The sequence below is a fragment of the Wolbachia endosymbiont of Drosophila mauritiana genome (assembly GCF_004795975.1).
In the GTDB taxonomy this organism is placed as follows: Bacteria; Pseudomonadota; Alphaproteobacteria; order Rickettsiales; family Anaplasmataceae; genus Wolbachia.
Window position 1 is genome coordinate 1,088,377 of sequence record NZ_CP034335.1, and the last position, 22,688, is coordinate 1,111,064.

Annotated in this window: 16 protein-coding genes; 6 read left to right on the forward strand and 10 right to left on the reverse strand. The window is 34.4% G+C overall.

Annotation, left to right across the window (positions count from 1 at the left end):
* Positions 1 to 59 precede the first annotated feature (59 nt).
* Entirely contained in the window at positions 60 to 2,039 is a 1,980-nt protein-coding gene (locus tag EJB00_RS05200) for an ATP-binding protein (protein ID WP_135353005.1), read from the forward strand.
* On the opposite strand, the gene EJB00_RS05205 is transcribed toward EJB00_RS05200, so the two are convergent.
* Genes EJB00_RS05205 through EJB00_RS05230 form a run of 6 tightly spaced genes read right to left on the reverse strand, consistent with a single transcriptional unit; the run spans position 2,022 to position 6,573 of the window.
* A complete protein-coding gene (locus tag EJB00_RS05205; protein ID WP_015587915.1) occupies positions 2,022 to 3,017 on the reverse strand; it encodes a COX15/CtaA family protein in 996 nt (331 codons plus the stop codon). The two genes, EJB00_RS05200 and EJB00_RS05205, sit on opposite strands and share 18 nt — an antisense overlap.
* Positions 2,999 to 4,588, reverse strand: coding sequence for a glycosyltransferase family 2 protein (locus tag EJB00_RS05210; protein ID WP_135353004.1), 1,590 nt, complete (start codon positions 4,586 to 4,588; stop codon positions 2,999 to 3,001). The genes EJB00_RS05205 and EJB00_RS05210 overlap by 19 nt, the downstream gene beginning before the upstream one ends.
* A 5-nt stretch (positions 4,589 to 4,593) precedes the next feature.
* The gene (locus EJB00_RS05215; protein ID WP_015587917.1) at positions 4,594 to 5,070 is read right to left on the reverse strand and encodes a F0F1 ATP synthase subunit B family protein; all 477 of its coding nucleotides are present in this window, start codon (positions 5,068 to 5,070) and stop codon (positions 4,594 to 4,596) included.
* A gap of 7 nt (positions 5,071 to 5,077) precedes the next feature.
* Positions 5,078 to 5,557 (reverse strand): F0F1 ATP synthase subunit B family protein, encoded by a 480-nt coding sequence (locus EJB00_RS05220; protein ID WP_135353003.1) that lies wholly within the window; start codon positions 5,555 to 5,557, stop codon positions 5,078 to 5,080.
* Between the two features lie 3 nt (positions 5,558 to 5,560).
* Positions 5,561 to 5,788: a F0F1 ATP synthase subunit C gene (locus tag EJB00_RS05225; protein WP_015587919.1), complete on the reverse strand. Its 228-nt coding sequence runs from the start codon at positions 5,786 to 5,788 to the stop codon at positions 5,561 to 5,563.
* A gap of 59 nt (positions 5,789 to 5,847) precedes the next feature.
* Complete coding sequence (locus EJB00_RS05230; RefSeq protein WP_015587920.1) at positions 5,848 to 6,573, reverse strand: F0F1 ATP synthase subunit A; 726 nt, start codon at positions 6,571 to 6,573, stop codon at positions 5,848 to 5,850.
* A gap of 216 nt (positions 6,574 to 6,789) precedes the next feature.
* Between EJB00_RS05230 and EJB00_RS05235 the strand changes: the two genes are divergently transcribed.
* Both EJB00_RS05235 and pheT read left to right on the forward strand, forming a co-directional pair.
* Positions 6,790 to 7,059 carry a hypothetical protein gene (locus EJB00_RS05235; RefSeq protein WP_010402566.1) on the forward strand — a complete coding sequence of 90 codons (270 nt, stop codon included), beginning with the start codon at positions 6,790 to 6,792 and terminating at the stop codon, positions 7,057 to 7,059.
* Positions 7,060 to 7,169: 110 nt separating this feature from the next.
* Entirely contained in the window at positions 7,170 to 9,509 is a 2,340-nt protein-coding gene (pheT, locus tag EJB00_RS05240) for a phenylalanine--tRNA ligase subunit beta (RefSeq protein WP_135353002.1), read from the forward strand.
* Here pheT and EJB00_RS05245 read toward each other — a convergent pair.
* From EJB00_RS05245 to miaB, 3 genes are all read right to left on the reverse strand, one after another.
* Positions 9,506 to 12,268, reverse strand: coding sequence for a hypothetical protein (locus EJB00_RS05245; RefSeq protein WP_135353001.1), 2,763 nt, complete (start codon positions 12,266 to 12,268; stop codon positions 9,506 to 9,508). The genes pheT and EJB00_RS05245 overlap by 4 nt on opposite strands.
* 44 nt (positions 12,269 to 12,312) lie before the next feature.
* On the reverse strand, positions 12,313 to 15,483 hold the full coding sequence (gene ileS / locus EJB00_RS05250) for an isoleucine--tRNA ligase (RefSeq protein WP_135353000.1): 3,171 nt from the start codon (positions 15,481 to 15,483) through the stop codon (positions 12,313 to 12,315).
* Between the two features lie 429 nt (positions 15,484 to 15,912).
* Complete coding sequence (miaB, locus tag EJB00_RS05260; protein ID WP_015587924.1) at positions 15,913 to 17,235, reverse strand: tRNA (N6-isopentenyl adenosine(37)-C2)-methylthiotransferase MiaB; 1,323 nt, start codon at positions 17,233 to 17,235, stop codon at positions 15,913 to 15,915.
* 651 nt (positions 17,236 to 17,886) lie between these two features.
* Between miaB and recJ the strand changes: the two genes are divergently transcribed.
* The gene (gene recJ, locus EJB00_RS05265; protein WP_015587925.1) at positions 17,887 to 19,626 is read left to right on the forward strand and encodes a single-stranded-DNA-specific exonuclease RecJ; all 1,740 of its coding nucleotides are present in this window, start codon (positions 17,887 to 17,889) and stop codon (positions 19,624 to 19,626) included.
* Between the two features lie 18 nt (positions 19,627 to 19,644).
* Here the strand turns inward: recJ and EJB00_RS05270 are convergent, their stop codons facing one another.
* On the reverse strand, positions 19,645 to 20,817 hold the full coding sequence (locus EJB00_RS05270) for an NADH-quinone oxidoreductase subunit D (RefSeq protein WP_135352999.1): 1,173 nt from the start codon (positions 20,815 to 20,817) through the stop codon (positions 19,645 to 19,647).
* A 263-nt stretch (positions 20,818 to 21,080) separates the two neighbouring features.
* Between EJB00_RS05270 and EJB00_RS05275 the strand changes: the two genes are divergently transcribed.
* Together EJB00_RS05275 and EJB00_RS05280 are read left to right on the forward strand one after the other, a co-directional pair.
* The gene (locus EJB00_RS05275) at positions 21,081 to 21,602 is read left to right on the forward strand and encodes a cytochrome b (RefSeq protein WP_015587927.1); all 522 of its coding nucleotides are present in this window, start codon (positions 21,081 to 21,083) and stop codon (positions 21,600 to 21,602) included.
* A 5-nt stretch (positions 21,603 to 21,607) separates the two neighbouring features.
* On the forward strand, positions 21,608 to 22,603 hold the full coding sequence (locus EJB00_RS05280; protein WP_135352998.1) for an NAD(P)H-dependent flavin oxidoreductase: 996 nt from the start codon (positions 21,608 to 21,610) through the stop codon (positions 22,601 to 22,603).
* Positions 22,604 to 22,688: the final 85 nt, after the last annotated feature.

A 22,688-nucleotide genomic window follows, 5' to 3' on the forward strand; every position in this document is an offset into this window, starting at 1 on the left:
TACTTGCAAGCAATAATATAGAAATTTACTTTCTTAACTTAAGAAAGTATACTTATAAGATGATAAGAAAGAAGTATAGTAAGATTTTAGTAGCGAACAGAGGGGAGATTGCCTGCAGGATAATCAAAACTGCGCACAAGATGGGCATATCTTGTGTGTCTGTGTACTCAGATGCAGATGCAAATTCTGTGTATGTAAAGCAAGCAGATGAGTCAAGGCACATTGGCCCTTCGCCTGCTTATCTTAGTTACTTGAATATCGAAAAAATATGCAAAGTAGCAGTTGAAACAGGTGCTGAGGCAGTTCATCCTGGCTATGGGTTTTTAGCGGAAAATCCAGATTTTCCCTGTGCTCTGGAAAAACATAACATAGATTTCATTGGTCCAAGTGCAAAGACAATAGAAGTTACAGCCAACAAAATAACGGCAAAAGAAGAGGCAAGAAAGGCTGGAGTAAATGTAGTGCCAGGATATATGGGTAAGATCGAAAACGCTGACCATGCATCCATGGTTGCTGAAGAAATTGGTTTTCCCGTTATGCTCAAAGCTGCATCAGGTGGTGGTGGCAAAGGAATGCGAATTGTACATTCCAAAAAAGAAATTGAACTAGCATTTACATCAGCAACAAACGAAGCAGAGAAAAGTTTTAAAGATGGTAGTATTTTTATAGAGAAATATATAGAGCTGCCAAGACACATTGAAATACAAATTATAGCAGATAAATACGGCAATGTAGTGTGTCTTGGAGAGAGAGAGTGCTCAATACAAAGGAATAATCAGAAAATAATGGAAGAAACTCCAAGTCCATTTATTAGTGAAGAAGTAAGACAAAAAATGTATGCTCAATGTGTCTCCCTTGCAAAACAAGTTGGCTATTTTTCAGCAGGCACTGTCGAGTTTGTTGTTGATAAAGACCAAAATTTCTATTTTCTTGAGGTAAATACGAGATTACAAGTTGAGCATCCAGTAACAGAATTCGTAACAGGAATAGACATAGTAGAAGAAATGATTAGAACTTCCTGCGGAGAAGAATTGAGATTCAATCAGGATGATATTAAACTTACTGGCTCTGCAATAGAAAGCAGAATTTGCGCTGAAGACCCATCAAAGAAATTTTTCCCTTCCAGCGGAAGAATAAAATATTACGATAAACCGAATGAAAATGATCATGTAAGAATAGATGATGGAGTTGCTGCAGGTTCAGAAATCAGCATGTTCTACGACTCAATGATTGCAAAAGTTATAACCTATGGAAAAGATAGAATAGAGGCGATCAGCAGAATGCAAAAAGCTTTGTCTGAGTGCTATATAGGGGAAGTAATAAACAACATAGAATTTCTAGAATCCATCTTCCATAATCCAAATTTTATTGCAGCAAAGCTCCACACGAGATTCATTCCAGATCATTACCCTAGCGGGTTTCAAGGTGATTTTATTACAGAGGAATATATTAAAATATTTATTTTTATTGCACTGTATGTTCACTTAGAAAATGAGGAAAAGTATTACAGTAAGTCAATAGATGAAGCATTCATAGTGAAAATAGACGATAATGAGTACTCCGTAAATGCAAAATATCAAGATAACACATTAACAACAGTATATAACCACAATAAATACTCCGTGGTAGGTAAGTGGAAACCAAGTTACAGGTTGTTATATATAACAATTAATGATGATACCAATATAGCACTTAAAATAGAAAGGCAAGGCAGCAAATACTTTATAAGACACGCAGGTATGAAAGCTAAATGTTGTGTATTGAAACCTCACGTAGCTGAACTAAGCAAATTAATGCTAAACAACAAAACAGAAGGAATTTCAGTAGACGCTGTGAAATCTCCAATATCCGGTTTATTGGTTAAATTATACGTTAATGCTGGAGATCAGGTAGAGGTAGGACAACCTCTGTTTGTTGTAGAGGCAATGAAAATGGAAAATATAATATGTGCTGAATCAGAAATGGTAATAAAAAATATCCCTGTTACAGAGGGGAAAAATGTACAGGCTGGTGATTTGGTATTAGATCTGGTTTCTTAAATAACATAAGCAGTATAAACTTGACCCAAATAAGATAAACGAAAACATTTGATGGGCTATAGCAATGGCCATTGGTATATGCAGCAATAAAGTTACTACTCCTAGAATTACCTGAATGATGACGGAGAATAGCATAACATATAATGGTTTTATACTGGCATTTTTTATTGTGAGTATTGCTGTCAGAACTAATATCAGCAATGCCAATGCCCGGTGTATGAATTGCACTGTTACTCTATTTTCAAAGATATTTAGCCAAGCAGGCTGTAAGTAAAATAAATCTTCTGGAACAATTTGTCCATCCATTAGTGGAAAGGTATTATAAATTAAACCAGCATTTAGCCCTGCAACAAATGCACCGAAGATTATTTGTATTGTAACTAGGATTAAAATTATCCATATGTAACATGTAATGTTGCTATTAATTTTAATTATCTGTTTTGGTTTGATTTGGTAATCAAAAAATTGATATGACAATAATGCAAAAATAACCAATGCAAGCAGTAAGTGCAGTGCAAGCTTATAGTGACTAACATGAGGATTGGCTACCAAACCGCTTTTAACCATATACCAACCAGCAAAAGCTTGTAAAATTCCAAATAATAGTGCTGTAGATAACCTTATTACTGCATTTTTAGGTATTCTTTTTTTTAGTGTAAAATATATAAATGGTAAGATAAAAACTAAACCTGTCAGCCTTGCAATCAACCTATGCACATATTCTATTAAGTATATGGTGCGGAACTCTTCCATACTCATACCATAGTTAAATGCTTTATATTCAGGTGTAGCTTCATATTTTGATTTTTCTTTTAGCCAGTCTTGTTCACTCAGCGGTGGCAATGTTCCGGTAATTGGTTTCCATTCCGTGATTGACAATCCTGCTTTTGAAAGTCTGGTAAATCCACCAATTCCCACCATGCAAATCACCATGAGAGAGCAGAGAAAAAGCCAAATAGCTACAGGTTTTGCTTCCATAAGCCATGCTGAGTTTTATTCCATTGCTGAGGGTGAATAACAAATTCCCACAAAGCGAGAAAAGCTGCAACGCTATGTAGTAGACTATAGACGGGAAAAAATATTGATACTATATAAAAATAAAAAGGCATTTTTTGTTGTCTGATAGCTACTATCAAAAAAATCAAGTTAATACCGTATACTATTATAAAATAATATAAGAATAATTCATTCAAAATTTGAGTCAGCACCAATGAAAGCAACAAAAAAGGAGTTGTAAAAAATATAAAAGCTGAGGAACCAACAAAAAAGTTTAATAGCAAAATCCCCTTAAGCCCAGTGTGCTTAAAAAGTAATTTTATATTTTTTAAATGAACGATATAAGTTTGCATATAACCTTTAATCCAGCGTGCTCTTTGTTTGATCCAAGCAAACACAGTAGTTGGTGATTCTTCCAACGTTTCTGAATCAATAATCCTGGTTTTATATCCCATCTGTGCAAATCTCAAACCAAGGTCAGCGTCTTCAGTGACATTGTAAGCATCCCAAAAAAGCACTTTCTTTAAAATTTCCACTGAAAAATGGTTACTGCTACCACCCAAAGGTATTGGCATGTTCATTTTTTGAAATCCAGGCAAAAAATATTGAAACCAGTTCATATACTCAAGAGAAAAGAATTTTGTAAGAAAATTGCAACCAAAGTTATAGTAATTTAATTTCGCCTGTACACAAGCCAACTTTTCGTCGCCCTTATTAAATTCAATGAGTGCTTTTTTCAACTGCAATGGATCTGGCTTGTCATCTGCATCATATATTACCACATACTTTCCTCTAATAAAATTCATAGCATAATTGCATGACTTAGCTTTTGTTTTAGGCAGAGAATGAGGCACTTTTATTACTTCAAAATACTGTGGTAAAGTGCATTTTTCTATAGCTGCCAACATTTCTTGATCATCGCTCTCTATCACAAGCTTTACATCTAATTTTGATTTTGGATAATCCAAACTTTCAATGCTCTTAATCAATTGCTTTATAACCGCATTCTCTTTAAAAACAGGCAATAAAATAGTATATATAGGTTCATTCATCTTATCATAATCTGCTTTTTGGTTAGAAATTTTACGCAAGCCAAAAATTTTAGTTACAAATTTGAATAAAGAACTAGAACATCCGATTATAAATATCAACACCAAAGCAAAATATGCATATTTTTTTGTCAGTGTTAAAGTCGAAATCATAACAAAGAAAGAGGAAAAAAAGATTGAACTGAGCCTAATGCTTTTAGCTGAAAAATTAGGATTCTTATAATATAAGTAGTTACTTGCGAATTCTGAAATACCAAAGTGTGAGTTAAGAAGATTTAAAATCTGTTTGCTATCTACTTTTATCAATACATATTCAATACCGTAATGAGATTCGACCCAAAGGTTGATATCTTGGCTTATGTCTTCAACCATAAAAAAAGTAGTATCATTTAATTTTTGCCAAGGAATTATATTAAACCTATAGTAGAAAAGTTTCTCTTGTTCTTTGCATAAACTAGAATCAAATTTAATTTTTTCTACATTATCAATTTGAAGTACAGGCATTAAACTTAATGCAACTTTTTGCTCAAGTCACGTGAAAACGAAGATATAACCTCACTACTACGCTTATCATCTTTACGTTCATGCATTATTTTTTTTACAGCATCAGCAGCTATACTCGCTGTGTTAGCTTGTAAATCCCCAAGAGCTTTTTCAACTTGGTCAGTAACTTTCTTCAAATTAGAATGGGAATTTTCATCTAACGTTTGATTGAGTTGCTGTCTATTATGCTTAATAATACTATTAGCCTTATCAAGTGCTTCATTCATCATTTTGTTAACTTCTGCATCTAATTTTTTGTATTTTTCAGAAGATTTTTTGTAATACTCCAACATATCTTTTCTGAATTTTTCAGTTTCTTCACTTGAAAACTTGCTTTTGTTACGTTTATTGTTAAGCGCGTTTTTTATTATCTTCCTTAGCAATTTATATGAGAGGATAAAACCTACTAAAAAAGCAAGGCTTATAACTAGTAATGTAGACATAAAAACCCTAAAATTCTTTGGATACCAAATCAGCAACAAATTCCTCTTCAATCTCAGAATTAGCTAACTTAGTATAGTAAATCAAAGCAATACTAGTAGCCATTTGTTTTAATTCACTAATATACTTAGATTTAAATTGTACTACCTTTTCTTCAACAAGTTTAATCATCTTCTTGTCTTCCTCTTCCAATATATCCTTAACATTCGCTCTCATTTCTTCTACTTGAGCAAATGCATCATCTATGATTTTTTTTGCCCGTACTCTAGCTTGATTTAAAGCTGCATTATACTTGGCAATTTGCTCTTCTATAAGTCTTAAAAGGTGAATAGAACTATTAAATGAATCTAACACTTCTTTACTTCTAGTGCTTATTATTTCATCTAACTTCGTTAAAAACAAACAACTCACTATAAAAAAAAGTGAAGAGAAAAAAATTAAAAACCAAAAAATTTGAGAAGAGAAAGTTGAAATATCAAGCTGTGGCATCTGTTAAGCAGCAAATATTAATAACATTGCAAGTACAAACGCAAGCAACCCCATAATTTCAACCATGGCAGCACCAATATAAACGTAACTTTTCATTTTACCTTCTGACTCAGGATTTCTCGCAATCCCATTTAACACAGCAGAGAAGATATTAGCTATACCTAAACCAGCACCGAGCATTCCAAATACAGCCAAACCAATTGCTATAAATTTTAAAGCCACTAAATCCATATATTACCTTTAACTATTTCTTTATAATATAATTGTAAAATATTCTGCAAGGAAGTCAATTACTTTACTGCATCTGACAAATATACACATGTTAATATAGTAAATATATAAGCTTGCAAAACTGCAACAAATACTTCAAATCCTATTAGTGCAATTATAAACAAAAAAGGTGCAGGTGTAAAAAATATGTTCATATTTACGACGAATCCTGCTATCACTTTGATGATTGTATGACCCGCAATCATATTTGCTGCAAGCCTTATTGATAAACTAATCGGTCTTACTAAATAAGCAAATAATTTAATAATGATGATTATAGGTGCAAGCCACGAAGGAGTTCCTTTTGGTAGCAATATACGTAAAAATTCTACTCCTCTTTCTTTAAACCCAACAATCGTTATATAAGTAAAAACCACCATTGATAAAGCGAAGGTAACTATCACATGACTTGTAACTGTGAAACTATAAGGAAGAACACCAACTAAATTACACGATAAAATGAAAATAAATACTGTAAATATCAAAGGAATGTGCTCCAAACCTTTGCTTCCAGTGTTACTTTCTATTATTGAAACAATAAAATCATATACATATTCAACTGCAGCTTGCAAATATCCTGGTATTACTGCACCTTTTCTTATTCCAAGGAGCAAAAACAGTACCATTAATATCACCGAGATCATCATAAAAAGAGATGAGTTGGTAAAGTTTATGTCATACCCAAATAATTTTGGTAGTTCTATTATTGTATATACTTTAAATTGTTCTAGCGGATTTAACGCCATTTTGACCCTGTATACTTAAACTGCAGCAGTAAATAAAGTATAAATTTTATAGAATAAAGTCAAGAATTAATATAAGGAGCTCTGTATTATTATAGCATTAACATATTAACAAAATATACAATTAAAATGCAAATTATAGTCAGCTACCAATCTTATTCTAAATTCTTGACTTAACATCTTATTTTAACTATAATTTAATTTTAATATGAGGCAATTATGAACGAAATAGATTTTACTAATCCACCTTTAAATTTAGAACAGGAATGTGGTAACGGGTACATCAAGTTTACAGATTATTCTTCTAACTCAGACACTGGTCTTTTCCACATGGCAGGTGAAATGCTAAATGAAAGCCATGATGTTATAGGAAATTTCACTGGTGATGCTTACATTTATAATTTCCATATAGATGATCACAATATGAACATTCAACTCTGCATGGAAATGGACTGCAAAGGTGATATAAAGAAAATTCTTTCTTTGTAGAAAGAGTAGGCTTCTCTGTTGTTTTTTGCAATATAGAAGCCACTTATTACAACAAACTTTAAAAACATCACATTTTACATTACAATGAATTTTTGTTTCTTGTTAGATAAATGAAGTTCACATTATCTTGGTTATTAGAGTACTTAGAAACCAATGCTAATTTAGAGGAAATTACTGATAAATTAACTCACATAGGGTTGGAAGTAGAGAATGTGATCGACAATTCCAGATTGGCCGGGTTTGTTGTTGCAGAAGTATTAGAAGTTGCACCTCATCCAAATGCTGATAAATTAAAATTATGTAGAGTAAATGATGGAAGTAAAGTTCTGCAGATAGTCTGCAGAGCAAAAAATGTTAAAGAAGGCATGAAGACTGTACTTGCATCTCTTGGTAGCACATTGCCAGAAAGCAACTTTACAATTAAGCCTACAAAAATAAGAGGAGTGCTAAGTGAAGGGATGCTCTGCTCTGCCTCTGAGCTTTCGCTGACTCAAGATGAAAGTGAAGGAATAATCGAGCTTTCTGATGATTATAAAACAGGAGATAAATTTTTCAATTGCGATCCTGTAATTGACATAAACATCACTCCAAACCGTGGAGATTGCTTAGGTGTTTATGGAATAGCACGTGATCTAGCAGCAACTGGAATTGGAACGTTAAAGACTTTAACCATTCCACAACTTACCGCTTCTATGAACTCACTAATAAACGTCAAAGTCATCGATGGGGAGAGTTTTATTAGTGGAGCATATATCACTAATGTAAAAAATAAAGAGAGTCCAAAATGGCTAAAAGATAGTCTGGAATCGATAGGAATGCGCTCCATTTCTGCAATAGTTGATATTACTAATTACATTATAATATCTTTCGGGCGCCCGATGCACGCGTATGATGCAAAAAAAATAGAAGGAGAGCTCATAGTACGCAAAGCAAATGACGAAGAAAAATTTATTGATTTAAATGATAAAGAGTACTTATTAAACAAAGACATAAGCGTTATTTCTGATAATAAAAATGTTCATGCAATTGCTGGAATTATGGGCAGTAAGTACAGTGAATGCACTCTTGAGACTACTGATATCTTTTTAGAGTCTGCTTGGTTTGACCCCATCTCTATCACTAAATCTTCAAGGCAGCTCAGCATCTCCACAGACTCAAGTTACAGGTTTGCACGCTCAGTTGATCATGGATTCATTCTTGATGGGCTGAATCTTGCAGCCAAAATGATTTTGGATTTATGTGGCGGAGAAGTGTCAAGCATAATGTCTGCTGGCAATTTGAATAAGGCTGATACCAAGATAAATTTTGATTATCAAGATGCAAACAAACTTGGAAGTGTATCTGCATCACCTAATGAGCTATTCGATATTTTAACAAAGCTAGGGTTTAGTATCGATAAAAAAACCGAAGGTAATTGGAATATACAAGTACCAAGCTGGAGACCAGACATAAAAATACCTGCTGACCTAGTTGAAGAGGCAGTAAGAATATACGGCTATGATAAAATAAAGGAAGAGCAACTAGCAGAAGACGTTACAGTAGAAGAAGAGACACAAGATGATTTGCGCATTTTAATGACAAGCAGAGGATTTCATGAAGTGATAACTTGGTCTTTTATGAGTGAATCAATAGCTGAAAAGTTTGGTTACTTGAATAAGTTATTCATTATCGATAATCCATTTAATAATAACTTCAATATAATGAGGCCAAGTGTCATACCAAATTTGTTGCAAGTCACTGCAGATAATATTGCTCACGGGATATCTGATCTCGCAATTTTTGAAATTGGACCAATTTATAATGGTGAGGCTCAGTCTAAGTACGTTTTAAGTGGAATTAGATCAGGAAATAATTCGCCGAAAAACCACTATAACACTGATAGAAAAGTAGATATTTTTGACGCAAAGGCTGACCTCATAACAGCTTTGGAACTTTTTAATGTCAATTGTGATAATTTAGCAATAGAGAGAGCAGAAAAAGAATATTATCACCCAGGAAAATTAGGCTCCTTATCTTTTAGAAGTAAAATAGTTGGTTATTTTGGAGAATTGCATCCGAGTATATTGGATTTTTTTAACATCAAACAAAAAATTGTAGGCTTTGAGTTGATATTAGAAAATATCGAAAATTTACCTATAAGTAGAAAAAAATTTATCGATTATAAATATCAAAGTGTAAAACGCGACTTTGCATTTATTGTAAATAAAGATGTAGCAGCAGGCAGTATAATCAATATGGTAAAAAAAAGCTCAGAGCTCATCACAGAAGTTTTGATATTTGATGTATATCATGGAAACAATATAGAATCGAATAAGATGTCTATAGCATTTTCAGTTACTTTCTGCTCTCCAACTCACACTTTAACTGAAGAGGAAATCCAAAAAGAATCAAATATGATAGTCAACTTAGTGTGTGAAAATACTGAAGGAACTTTGAGAGCTCATTATTAAGCCGTAATCGCCGTTTCCTGATTTTGCTGTGTCACGTTTACTTCATCCAATTTATTTCCTATCTTGAATTCAATATCTTTGAAAAATCTATCCCACATTCCATGCAAATGCTCTTCTATTTGAGGCCACACATCATTTTTAAATGTTTCTCCATCATCAGAAAATAAATTACCAAAAAAAACTCCTACTTCCTCATAACTTGATTGAAAATGTTGAAGAAATGTTTCTACTTCCTTATGAGTATCATGTGCCACACTCAACGCTTTTCCTTCTGCGCTCTTATCCCCACGCATTGCAACGGCAAGACCTGTTTGAATATATCCCAAGCCTGTCCTAATAGCTTTTATAGGCTGCAGCCATGAACTCTTATCGCTTTTTGGCACATTATTTACTATATTTTCCACCAACCTATTTATTAAAGGAGACAATAAATCTTGACAAAAGTGTTTGATATTATCTTTCATTTTAATTACAGGACTTTTTATGCACTTTTCTGCCAAGTAGTACTCAAGTTCCGCTTCCTCTAATAACTTCTTAATTGCTTCTTCATCAAAAATTTCATGCTCGAATGCTTTAAGTAAAGCATCTTCTATTATTGCAAATTTTATTTTTTCACGAGATTCCAGTTCTTCTCTATAATCATTTTTTGTTTTTTCATTTATCAACAATCCTTTTTCTTCTAATTCTAACTGTTTTAATGCTTTCAGAATTTCTTGGTTATTTTTCAAGTGCTTCTCTATTAATTTTGTACTTGGATGCTTTTCTCCTTTTCTCTTTCGTTCATCTTCTAAGTACTTATTTAAATCCTCACTTTCTTCTATTACTTCTCTTAACGATATAGGTTGATCTAAGCATTCTGCAATTTTCACTCGGTGCACATTAATCCTCTGTACTAAATCCGGCTCCTTTTCCTCTAACAGCTTACATGAATTCTCTATACCCTTTGCTTGACTTTTAAACAAATCTTGTGTTTTACGTTTCGTTATTTCTAAATACATCTTTGCTATAAAATCATTCACTTTACCTGAAGCTTCTTCTAAACTTTCCCCATTCAAAGGACCTTTTATCTCCTCTTCTAAATCTCGAAACTGGTCTATTAAGCTTAGCATGCCTAATAGGCCTAACTCACCCTTTGTTTTTTTCATTACTGATTTTACTAGCCTTCGCTCAACTTCTTGATCACCATACTCGAACTTAAAAAGACCTTCTAATTTCCTTTTTAAATCATCGTTTGTTAAGTTGTTTTTTCCTTCATTATACACTGCTTTCAGCTTTTCATGTATCCCAGTATATCTTACTTGTCCTTGTTTTTTTAAATCTTTAATTATTTCTTTAGCATCATTCAGAACTTCCTCTGTTTTTCCAAGATCTGTATCCTTATAAACATCAATTATTGTTTTCCTAGTTATTTTCCCTTCTTGTATAAGTCGCTCCCATTCTGCTTTAAATACAGGAAGCTCACTATTGTCTAGGGCATTTGGCACTTTTGCTCCTGCTTCTTTTAGATCCTTTATTATCATCTCTTTCTCATTTGGTAATTCCTTACCTTGACTTTCTAACTTCTGCTTCACTAAAGTATTTTTTAGCTCATCTTCCAGCGAAAAATCTTCTCCCCGTCTATTCTGCTGAAACTTAATTGCTTGTATAAAGGCAACTTGATAAGCATTTTCTATTAAGTGAGTTGTCAACTTAGAACCTATACTACTCACCACTTTCAACCTGAATTCGTTCAATAATTCCTTCAATTTATCACGTGTAATCTCTTCTTTTTCTAGCTTCACCAGCTCTTCCATAGTTTTTGCGAATTCTTGAATTGAAGTTGCAATCACATTCTTAATTTCATTATGCAAGGGCTTAAGACCATTGTTTAAATTGATACTAGCTGATAATTTCAGTATGATATTATGCTCTAAACCCCGCTTCACACTAAACCATTTATCATTTTCATTTTCACATAAATCTCTAAGCAGTTGTTTAAATTGCGGTGGAAATTTTATTTCCATATCCCATGTAATGTTTGGTTCAGGAAACTCCGTTTCATGAAAAGATATCTCAATATTTTGGTGCTTATTAGAATATCGCCCCATACTTATTTTAAGAACAGCAACTAAAGAGTGAGATAACTCTCTATTTAAAAGATAAAAAGTAGCCAAAGCAATTGTTGCAGGAACAATTAAGGCTACAAGCACAGTCACATTAACAAAAATTGCTATTGCAGCAAGAGCACCGTATGCAAATCTTCTCGATACACTTGTTTCACTCTTTTTTGCCTTATCTTCCACTACACCTTCTTGTGTCTTGCTGTCTGCTTTAAATCTACTGTATATGACTAACCCCATTGCAACAAAAGCAATATAAGGAAGCATTAAAACTGACAGAGCTAAATTTAATACTTTTTTCTCCGGGCAAGCTCTGTTTATCTCTTTAAATATTCTACTTGATATATTATACCAGGAAGTAAAAAAGTCAGAGTTGTAATCTTTATAATGAAATATACTGAGTGGAACATTAAAAGCAGCTACCTGTTTAGTTAACCAATCTTGCTGACTTACAGCATCAAAAAATTCTTCTCCCTCTTCTGAATTAGCAAGACCTAAATCATTCCCTTCTTCTACATTAGAAACATCTTCCATAGCATCAAAAAACTCTTCTTCCTCTTCCAAAGCAACATTAAAAATAGATTCTACTTTACCTAAACCATCACTGTTGTTATTTAAATCAATAACTTCTCTATGACCATCTGCAACAACTTGATTCATACCACCACCCTACTTAAAGCAATTTAAGTATAGCATAAACATTACTAATTTTGCAACTTTATTAACTTAATACCAACTGTCAAACCTTGGTATTCCTTAGAATAGAAATCGGCCTCGATCTCTTTATTAGTGTCCAAAGATAAGGCAAGGGTCTGCTCTTTTATATATTTATTCCATGTAGTTATTGCTTCCTTAATTTTCTCATCTTCTGCTTTAATTATTACTCTGATTCTATCTGATATATGAAAATCAGCTTGTTTTCTAGTTTCTTGAATAAGCCTCACAACATCTCTTGCGAGTCCTTCTAGAATTAGTTCGTCATTGAGCTCAGTAGTCAGAACAACAATCCCTTTATTGTTATCAAATACAGAAGAATATTCACTATTTGCTTTTAACAATAGTTCATACTCACCTTTTTCTATAGTATAGCTCTCTGTTTCATCTCCCAGAAATATTTGCTCATTCTCAATTTGTCTCCACTTTTCTTCTTTGACATATTGAACTAGTTTCTTGATTTTATCTGCAACCTTCTTACCAAGTAGCGGAAAATTTAGTTTTAGCTCTAGTGACGCAACTTCTTTCAACTCACTTACTATTTCTAGTTCTTTTACATTCACCTCATCTCTTATTATCTCTTGATATTCATTTTCAAGGAAATCGCAGGAAGACCTATGATAAATGGTCATACTGCCAAGTGGCTGCCTGATGCGCATGTTAAACGTATTTCTGATGGATAATGCAGAGTTACATATCTCTCTTACCAAATCCATCTTGGCAATGAATTCACTGTCATATCTATCTGATTGTGGAAAATCAGACAAATGAACAGATGTTTCTTTGTACTTAAGCCCTTGCCATATAGTCTCTGTTATGAGTGGCAACAAAGGAGCTGCAGCTCGAAGCATGTAATAAAAAACTGTGTACAGAACATTATAAGCGTCGGTTTTATCTTGATCTAAGTCACTTTTCCAAAAACGCTCGCGACTGCGACGAATATACCAGTTATTTAGCACTTCAAAGAAATCTGTCAGGATTTTGCAAGCCTCCTGGGAGTTATAGTTGTTCATAGAAGCTTGAATACCTTCCACAGCTTCAAAACATTTGGAAATCATGTAACGATCAATAGTACTTCTATAGTCCTTGCAAACTTCAGCTTTAATCCCATCTACATTTGCATACATAGTGAAAAAGTGATAACTATTCCAAATAGGTTTTATTACGTCCTTCAGAATATCTCGTATTGATTTTCCTTCTTTGTCGAGTAGTAAATTACCACCGCAAACAATGGAACCAGATAGCATAAGAAAACGCAGCGCATCAGAACCATATTTGTCAAAAACCTCCATTGGATCTGCATAATTATTCAAACGTTTGGATAATTTCTGACCTTTCACATCAAGAACCACACCGTGGCATATGCAATTCTTAAATGGCTCACTATCAAATAAAGCAGTGGAAAGCACAAAAAGCGTATAAAACCATCCTCTTGTTTGTGCTATATATTCAGTAATAAAATCCGCAGGGAAATTACTCTCAAACCACTCCTTATTTTCAAACGGATAGTGAATTTGCGCGAACGGCATCGAGCCAGACTCAAACCAACAATCAAACACATCAGGCACACGACGCATAACTGATTTTCCTGTTGGATCATCAGGATTTGGTCTTGTTAAAGTATCGATAAATGGTCTGTGCAAATCATCTATTTTAACATTAAAATCTTGCTCTAGTTCTGCTATCGAACCATATACATCCACTCTTGGATATTTTGCATCATCTGATTTCCACACAGGAATTGGCGTACCCCAAAATCGATTGCGTGAAATAGACCAGTCATGCGCTCCTTCAAGCCATTTTCCAAATTGACCATCTCTTATATGATTTGGCATCCAATTAACTCTCTTATTTAGCTCTACCATTCTGCTTTTGAACTTTGTCACAGCAACGTACCAAGAAGGCATAGTGCGATAGATCAAAGGAGTATCAGTTCTCCAGCAGTGAGGATAATTATGAATATGTTGCTCAGTCTTAAACCAACTCCCCTGCTCTTTTAATTTTTTTATTACTGTATCATTGGCATCAAAAACATGAACTCCTGTTAAATCTGAAACTTCTGCAGTAAATTTCCCACCGTTATCAATTGGACAAACAGCTCGAATATCATGGCTTTGGCAAAGGTAAAAATCTTCTTCACCAAATCCAGGAGCAGTGTGCACAACACCAGTGCCGTCTTCTGCTGTAACATAATCAGCACTGAAAACACGGAATGCATTTTTTGTATCTTTAAAGTAATCAAACAGTGGTTTATAGGAAAGACCTGCAAGATCACTCGCTTTAAGTTTTGTATTACAGTTTTCATATTGAATATTGCTTTGTTCACAGTGGCCGACAAATTTCTCTAAATAACTTTCAGCAAAGATGCAGACTTCACCATTTACTAACATTGCACAATACTCAATATCTTTTCCTATTGCCAGTGCAAGGTTACTCGGCAATGTCCAAGGCGTTGTAGTCCAAGCAAGTAATTTACATTTTTGTTTAAATTGCTTTGGATTTTCTAAAAGTTCAAACGCAACAGTTACAGCTTTGCTAGTTTTTTCTCTATATGCGTTATCAAGCCTTGTCTCAAAATTAGATAATGGAGTTTCACATGCCCAACTATAGGGAACAACGCGTATTGATTCATACACCAGACCCTTATCATAAAGCTGCTTAAATGCCCACATGACCGACTCCATAAATGATTTATCCATGGTTTTATAGTCATTGTGAAAATCTACCCATCTTGCTTGTCTATTTACATACTTCTCCCATTCTGATGAAAATTGCATCACAGAAGTACGGCAATGATTATTGAATTTTTCAATGCCAAACTTCTCTATCTCAGTTCTGCCAGATATTCTAAGTTCTTTTTCCGCGCCCATCTCAGCCGGTAGCCCATGGCAATCCCAACCAAATCTACGTTCAACTCTTTTTTGCAGCATGGTTTGATATCTTGCAAATGCGTCTTTGATGAAACCAGTGAGTAAATGTCCATAATGCGGAAGCCCGTTTGCAAACGGAGGCCCATCATAAAATACAAAGCAATTATCCTTAGAACGCTTCTCAACTGATTGCTCAAAAATTTTATTTTCCTGCCAAAATTTTATGATTTCCTTTTCTAGTAATGAAAAATCAGGACTACTGCTTGTATCAGGATAATGCTTCATATTCATTCTGACTGGATAAAGTTAAAGAATATAGAACTTTTTGGAAAATTACAAATTCAAAAACTCTATTTCTATAAACATAAAAAGGTATTGACATTATTATACAGCATACTAATAAATCAGACTTATTTACTTAAGTTAAAGATGAATAAAGACAATAACAGTTGGCCTTATCAGAAATTTCATAATGCTAACAAAAGCAATAGTAAAAGCAGCTTTATTTGGGGATCGCGTTCTTATGAATACAAGAATTCTGGAGAGATTGAAAAAATACGCTATCAGTGGGAAAAGAAAAAAAATCCCGCAAATCTATTATATCAAATCTCGTATGATTGCGTAACACAGAGTTGTAGTTCTTTAAGTATTAAACCTAGATAACTTGAAAAAACCACATAAAGCGCTTCTGCGCAAGAACGCAGGAGCACTTTTTTGTAATTAGGCAGCACATCCCAATAAACTATTTTGCCGAGCTTCCAACACTCTTACATTTACTATTTTATCTCCGTACTTCCCTTCAGGATCATCAATGCAAACTGATTGCATATATGGACTTTTGCCAATAATTTGAGCTTGATGTTTGCCTTTTTTATCACTGAACAGAACAGGAATAGTCTTGCCTACCATACTTTTATTAAACTCAAATTGTTGTTCACTAATTAATTTTTGTAAACGAAGAAGGCGCTCTGTTTTAATCTCTTCTGGTACTTGATCTTTTCTTTCTGCTCCCGGCGTACCTGGTCTTGGGCTATATTTAAAACTATAAGCCTGAGCATACTTTACTTTTTCCACTAATTTCATAGTTTCTTCAAAGTCTTTTTCAGTTTCTCCAGGAAAACCAACGATAAAATCAGAAGAAAATTCAATTTCAGGTTTCAATTTGCGCAATCTGTCTATTATTCCCAAGTATTCCTCTGCCGTGTGTTTTCTATTCATTGCATGCAATATTTTATTCGAACCTGACTGCACAGGTAGGTGAACAAACGGCATGAGTTTTGATTCCTCCGCATGTACCAAGTAGAGAGATTCGTGCATATCTCTTGGATGAGAAGTTGTGTAGCGGATTCTTTCTAGGTTTTCAATTTTAGCAATGTGACTAATTAATTTTCCTAAATCCCACACTTCTCCTCCGCACTCCCCATGATAAGCATTGACATTCTGACCAAGCAAAGTAATTTCCTTTGCTCCATTTGCAACTAACTTCAATGCTTCACGGAATATTTCATTTACTGGTCGTGAATACTCAGCCCCGCGAGTGTAAGGCACCACACAAAACGTACAAAATTTATCACAACCTTCTTGTATGGCAAGAAACGCAGAAAACCCTTGACTATTGCCATAACATTCATCTGGCAATTTATCAAACTTCGCAACTTCTGGAAAATCAGTATTTATTACATGACCTTTACTTCTGCTTGCTTTTACTATCAATTCCGGTAAAGCAGCAATACTCTGCGGACCAACAACAATATCAACAAAAGGAGCCCTTCTGAACACTTCTTCTCCCTCCGCTTGAGCCACACACCCGGCCACCACTATAGTAATTTCCTTATTTTTTTGTGATGAATGGATTCTTCCAAGCTCTGAGTAAAGCTTTTCTGCTGCCTTTTCTCTAATATGACAAGTATTCAATATCACCAAATCAGCTTGTTCTACATCACTAACAATGTTGAATCCTAGAGGCTTAACTATATTCTCCATTAAAACAGAGTCATAAACGTTCATCTGACAGCCGTAAGTTTTAATGTATAGGCCTTTCATATTAAAAATTCTTCATATAAATCCTAGCAAATTATAGGAAAAACTGAATTCTAGTACAACAGCCAATAAAGATTGCTTGACAAACCTTCTCGCTTTCCTTACCCTAACAGTAGAGGTATTTTAAGAGCTCAAAAATCTATCTTCGTCTGCAGACTTTTCAGTCAATTTCTCAATAAAAAGTGTACTCTTCAGTGTATACTGTAGTATGTACGCTGCATTTTCTTTCTAATCTTTCAGGGGGATTTTATGTCCATAATTCCAGATACTTGACCTTTATTCTTAAGCTAAAAACCGATTGGTACCTATGGTTTTTATAAAGAAAGTGCAAGAAATACTTTAAAGAATATGAAATAAAGGTAGAAAAGGTTCGAGTAATTAAAAAACATTTCCAGGCATAAATTTGCGATTCATACTTAAAAAGTAATTACATTAATATAATATTCATACTTGTATACCAATATAGATATAATACTAATTAAAGAGCACGTTATACAAGAAGAAGTATCAGATTTTGCAGATGCTCTTTGTCAAAATAAATGTGATTTCTTTCAGGTGACACCTCCTATATCTTTCTTTAGGTTATACAGAAGTCTAACACAATTATAGAACAAGCTTAAAAGTTCTGGTAAAGTAGTTTTATTTATAAAGAGTATGCTACTTGATATTGAAAAACGCAGCATAACAAATGCACTGTGGAAGTTACAAGAAGCAGATCAAAGGGAGATTTTAACTCTTATACAGAGATTTGAGTTGCCAGAAATATTAGCAAGAATATTAGTTAGTCGTGGTGTTAACATAGAAAATGCACATGACTTCTTACATCCACTAATCAGATCACTATTACCAGATCCCTTTCACCTACTTGATATGGACAAAGCTGTTTCTCGCATAATAAAAGCAATAAACAATAATGAAAATATTGCAATATTTGGTGACTATGATGTTGATGGAGCAACGTCATCAGCATTGATTAATAGGTATTTAAGAACGATTGGAACACACTCTATAATCTATATTCCAGATCGTGTTGATGAGGGCTATGGATTAAACGTAGATGCTTTATTACAACTTAAAAAGAACGGAATTGATTTATGTATTTCTGTTGATTGTGGTACGCTTGCATATCAACCAATAGAAGATGCAAAGGTTTTTGGGCTTGATATTATAGTTGTCGATCATCACCTTGGTACAGAAAAGTTACCAAACGCTGTAGCAGTTGTTAATCCCAACCGCCTTGATGAAAGCTCTCCTTATACTAACCTTGCAGCAGTTGGAGTGTCATTTCTGCTAATTGTTGCCCTTAACAGAAGCCTACGTGAGCAAGGATTTTTTACCCACAAAAAAGAACCAGATTTATTTGATCTACTGGATTTGGTTGCTCTTGGAACTGTTTGCGATGTTATGCAGATCACAGGCCTAAATAGGGCTTTTGTTTTACAAGGATTAAAAGTTATGTCAGCAAGAAAAAATGTTGGCTTACGTGTTTTGTTTGACGCTTTGGGAATCCTTGAAAAACCAAGTGTTTCACGATTAGGGTTTAGTATTGGGCCATGTATAAATGCCGGAGGAAGAATTGGAGAAGCATCGCTCGGTGCAAGGTTGCTTTCCACTGATAATGAAGAAGAGGCGCATTCAATCGCGCTAAAACTAATAGATTTGAATAATGCAAGAAAAATGCTAGAAAATGAGGCTCTCTTAGAAGCTACAACACAGGCAGAAAAATTTACCTTATTAGGTGTAAATTTTATAATGGTAAGTGGCAATTGGCATCAAGGAATAATTGGTATCATTGCATCAAGACTAAAGGAGCAGTTTCACCTACCAACGATAGTGATATCTTTAAATAACGGAATAGGAAAAGCAAGTTGTAGGTCAATTTCTGGAGTAGATATTGGTGCCGCGGTTCTTTCTGCAAAATTTACCAACCTAATCATTGAAGGTGGTGGTCACAATATGGCAGCGGGATTTTCGATTAAGGAAGACAAAATAAGTGATCTACATGATTTTTTTACTGAAAGATTTGCAAACTCTACAAATGACAAAATCATAAAAGCCGATGGCATAGTAACAGCTAAAGCAATAAACTTATCCATGTGGAATCAATTGCAACGCTTAGAGCCATTTGGTGTTGGCAACCCTGAACCGAGATTTATCATTCAGGGAGCAAAGATAAGAAAACCGGAAGTTATAGGAGTTGATCATATAAAATGTTTTATTGCTGATGATAATGCTATGGTAAAAGCTATTGCGTTTCGCTCTGCAAATACTGAGCTTGGCTCTGCTATCATGCAGGGTAATGTTAAAGCCATTTTGGGTAAAATCTCTATGAATTACTGGAATGGCAATGAATTTATACAACTTATGATAGAAGATGTCTTAACCATTAGTTAAGTTACTATTTTACAATAATTACCTATCAATCTCACCAAAGACTATATCGAGTGAACCGATAATTGCTGCAATGTCAGCAAGCATGTGTCCTTTTGCCATGAAATCTAAGGCCTGTAAATGCGCAAAGCCAGGTGCTCTTATTCGACATCTATAAGGTCTATTGGTACCGTCTGAAACTATATATACTCCAAACTCGCCTTTTGGTGCTTCAACAGCCACATAAGCCTCACCTTCTGGCACATGATATCCTTCTGAGTAAAGCTTAAAATGATGAATCACAGCTTCCATGGATTCTTTCATTTCTGCTCTTGGCGGTGGAGAAATTTTTCTATCTTCAGTTTTTATTGGCCCTTCAGGCATCTTCTTTATGCATTGCTTCACCAAGCTGATAGATTGTCTGATCTCCGCCATTCTTACTAAATAACGGTCATAACAGTCACCATTTTGACCGATAGGTATATCAAAATCTAGCTGATCATATATCTCATATGGCTGGCTTTTTCGCAAGTCCCAAGCAAGTCCAGCAGCACGGAGCATTGGTCCACTAAAGCCCCAATCAAGCGCCTGTTTTATTGATATTTCACTAATTCCTACAGTGCGTTGCTTCCATATCCTATTTTCTGTCAGAAGATCATCAACATCATCTATATACTTTGGAAATTGCTCTATAAATTTTGCAATATCTTCAATCAAACCTTCTGGGATATCTGCTGCAAGTCCACCTGGCCTTATATAAGCTGCGTGAAATCTTGCACCTGAGGCCCTTTCATAGAACTCGAGTATTTTTTCTCTCTCTTCAAAGAGCCATAAAAGAGGAGTCATCGCCCCAACATCAAGTGCTTGGGAAGAGATATTTAGTAAATGATTTAGTATTCTTGTCAGCTCACAAAATAGAACACGCAAATATTTTGCCCTAATCGGAACTTCGCACTGCAATAATTTCTCTACACATAACGAATATGCATGCTCTTGTGACATTGGTGACACATAATCAAGGCGGTCAAAGTAAGGCAGAGCTTGAAGATAAGTTTTATGTTCTATCAATTTTTCAGTGCCGCGATGCAAAAGCCCAATATGAGGGTCTGCCCTCTCGATCACCTCACCATCCATCTCTAAAACAAGACGTAACACCCCATGTGCAGCTGGGTGCTGAGGGCCAAAGTTTAGCATCATTGTCTTTAGATCTGGCATGTTTGGAAGTTTAAGATGTTAAAATTGTATAGGGTAAAATGTGCTTAAAGTCAATAGGCTTCTTGTACAAGCTATAACTCATCGTTACAATAAAAAACTCTCAAAAACTTCACCACTTCTTCATGATCTGATAGACAATGTTTATGTGTCACATACAATTATTGTACTTATGTTGATCAAGGCAGCGAAATTATGTATAGATAATTTTGATTGAGAAATAGTTTTTCTACTATATAAATTCTACTTTAGAGTAATCAAAATTAATGAAAAACAATAAATATAGTTTAGGCTTAAGGATCATTCATTGGTTAATGTCTGCTCTTATTATTGGTATGCTTTGTTCTGGACTGTACATGAAAAGTTTGCCGATTAGCAGTGAAATTAAATTCAGCATATACGCTATTCATAAGGCTTGTGGTATCACCGTTCTTGGATTAACTATAGTACGTATATTTTTTCGCGTCTTTACTTATGTTCCGCCATTACCAGCCAATTTTTCTCGATTCGTAATCAATGCGAGCAAAATGATACACTTTTGTTTATATGCTTTGATGGTGCTAATACCGCTATCTGGTTATGTCATGTCTTCTGCTTCTAGTAAAGAGATCAAATATTTTGTTCATATCCCTTTGTTAATCAATGAAAACAAAGAGCTAGCTAGTGCAGCTAATCAGCTACATTCGATGCTTGCATATCTTATGATAGTCTTTATAACCTTGCATATACTTGGTGCTTTAAAACACACATTTATAGATAAACAAAACATTTTTAAACGTATGATATAGGCTATATGTTGAGCAGGCTTTGGAAGAAAGGAACGAATTTTCTCGGTAGTGAGTTTGCAATAATGGGTGGTGCTATGAGCTGGGTTTCAGAGAGAAATTTGGTTTCAGCAATCTCAAATGCTGGTGGATTTGGCGTAATTGCATGTGGTGCAATGTCTCCAGATTTACTGAAAAAAGAAATCATAGAAACACAAAAATTAACTCATAAGCCATTTGGTGTAAACCTAATTACTATGCACCCAAATTTGAGTGAGTTAATAGATATATGCATTGAAACAAAAGTAAGCCACACAGTTCTCGCTGGCGGGTTACCAAAAAAGCCTAATATAGAAAAAATCAAGAATGCAGGTATTAAAGTTATGTGCTTTACACCAGCATTAAGCCTTGCGGAAAGGTTAGTAAAAATGGGAGTAGATGCATTAATAATAGAAGGAATGGAAGCAGGTGGGCACATAGGTCCAGTTAGCACTTCTGTTCTCGCACAAGAGATATTGCCTCATTTTAAAAATGAACAAATACCAGTGTTTGTCGCAGGTGGAATAGGAAGAGGCGAAATGATAGTGAACTATCTAGAAATGGGAGCAAGTGGCTGTCAAATAGGTACATTATTTGTCTGCACAAATGAGTCAATTGCCCACAAAAATTTTAAAGAAGTGTTTATCAAATCAGCTGCGCGTAATGCAGTATCTTCTGTGCAGATCAGTGCTGATTTTCCTGTAATTCCAGTAAGAGCTATAGCTAACAAAGCAAATGACGATTTTATGAAGCATCAAAGAAACATTATCGATAAATATCAAAATGGACAGATCTCAAAAGAAAATGGGCAGCTTGAAATAGAAAAATTCTGGGCTGGAGCTTTAAGAAGGGCAGTAATTGATGGAGATGTTGAAACAGGATCTTTAATGGCCGGTCAAAGTGTTGGCATGGTTGATAGAGAAAAGCCTGTAAAAGAAGTAATAGATCTGCTAGTTCAACAGGCAAGCAATTATGTTGAAATGTAAAATCAGTAATCAGCAAAGAAAATAGTTAGCAAATTGCTATAATTATCCGTAATAAGGCATAACTGCCCAGTTTTAATGTAAAATT

Bases quoted from the DNA above. Each gene is read 5' to 3' on its own strand.
- recJ (WP_015587925.1), top strand. From the start codon at position 17,887: ATGCTACTTGATATTGAAAAACGCAGCATAACAAATGCACTGTGGAAG.
- EJB00_RS05200 (WP_135353005.1), top strand. From the start codon at position 60: ATGATAAGAAAGAAGTATAGTAAGATTTTAGTAGCGAACAGAGGGGAG.
- EJB00_RS05280 (WP_135352998.1), top strand. From the start codon at position 21,608: ATGTTGAGCAGGCTTTGGAAGAAAGGAACGAATTTTCTCGGTAGTGAG.
- EJB00_RS05245 (WP_135353001.1), bottom strand. From the start codon at position 12,268: ATGAATCAAGTTGTTGCAGATGGTCATAGAGAAGTTATTGATTTAAAT.
- EJB00_RS05210 (WP_135353004.1), bottom strand. From the start codon at position 4,588: ATGCCTGTACTTCAAATTGATAATGTAGAAAAAATTAAATTTGATTCT.
- EJB00_RS05220 (WP_135353003.1), bottom strand. From the start codon at position 5,557: ATGCCACAGCTTGATATTTCAACTTTCTCTTCTCAAATTTTTTGGTTT.
- miaB (WP_015587924.1), bottom strand. From the start codon at position 17,235: ATGAAAGGCCTATACATTAAAACTTACGGCTGTCAGATGAACGTTTAT.
- ileS (WP_135353000.1), bottom strand. From the start codon at position 15,483: ATGAATATGAAGCATTATCCTGATACAAGCAGTAGTCCTGATTTTTCA.
- EJB00_RS05225 (WP_015587919.1), bottom strand. From the start codon at position 5,788: ATGGATTTAGTGGCTTTAAAATTTATAGCAATTGGTTTGGCTGTATTT.
- EJB00_RS05235 (WP_010402566.1), top strand. From the start codon at position 6,790: ATGAACGAAATAGATTTTACTAATCCACCTTTAAATTTAGAACAGGAA.
- EJB00_RS05230 (WP_015587920.1), bottom strand. From the start codon at position 6,573: ATGGCGTTAAATCCGCTAGAACAATTTAAAGTATATACAATAATAGAA.
- EJB00_RS05205 (WP_015587915.1), bottom strand. From the start codon at position 3,017: ATGGAAGCAAAACCTGTAGCTATTTGGCTTTTTCTCTGCTCTCTCATG.
- pheT (WP_135353002.1), top strand. From the start codon at position 7,170: ATGAAGTTCACATTATCTTGGTTATTAGAGTACTTAGAAACCAATGCT.
- EJB00_RS05270 (WP_135352999.1), bottom strand. From the start codon at position 20,817: ATGCCAGATCTAAAGACAATGATGCTAAACTTTGGCCCTCAGCACCCA.
- EJB00_RS05275 (WP_015587927.1), top strand. From the start codon at position 21,081: ATGAAAAACAATAAATATAGTTTAGGCTTAAGGATCATTCATTGGTTA.
- EJB00_RS05215 (WP_015587917.1), bottom strand. From the start codon at position 5,070: ATGTCTACATTACTAGTTATAAGCCTTGCTTTTTTAGTAGGTTTTATC.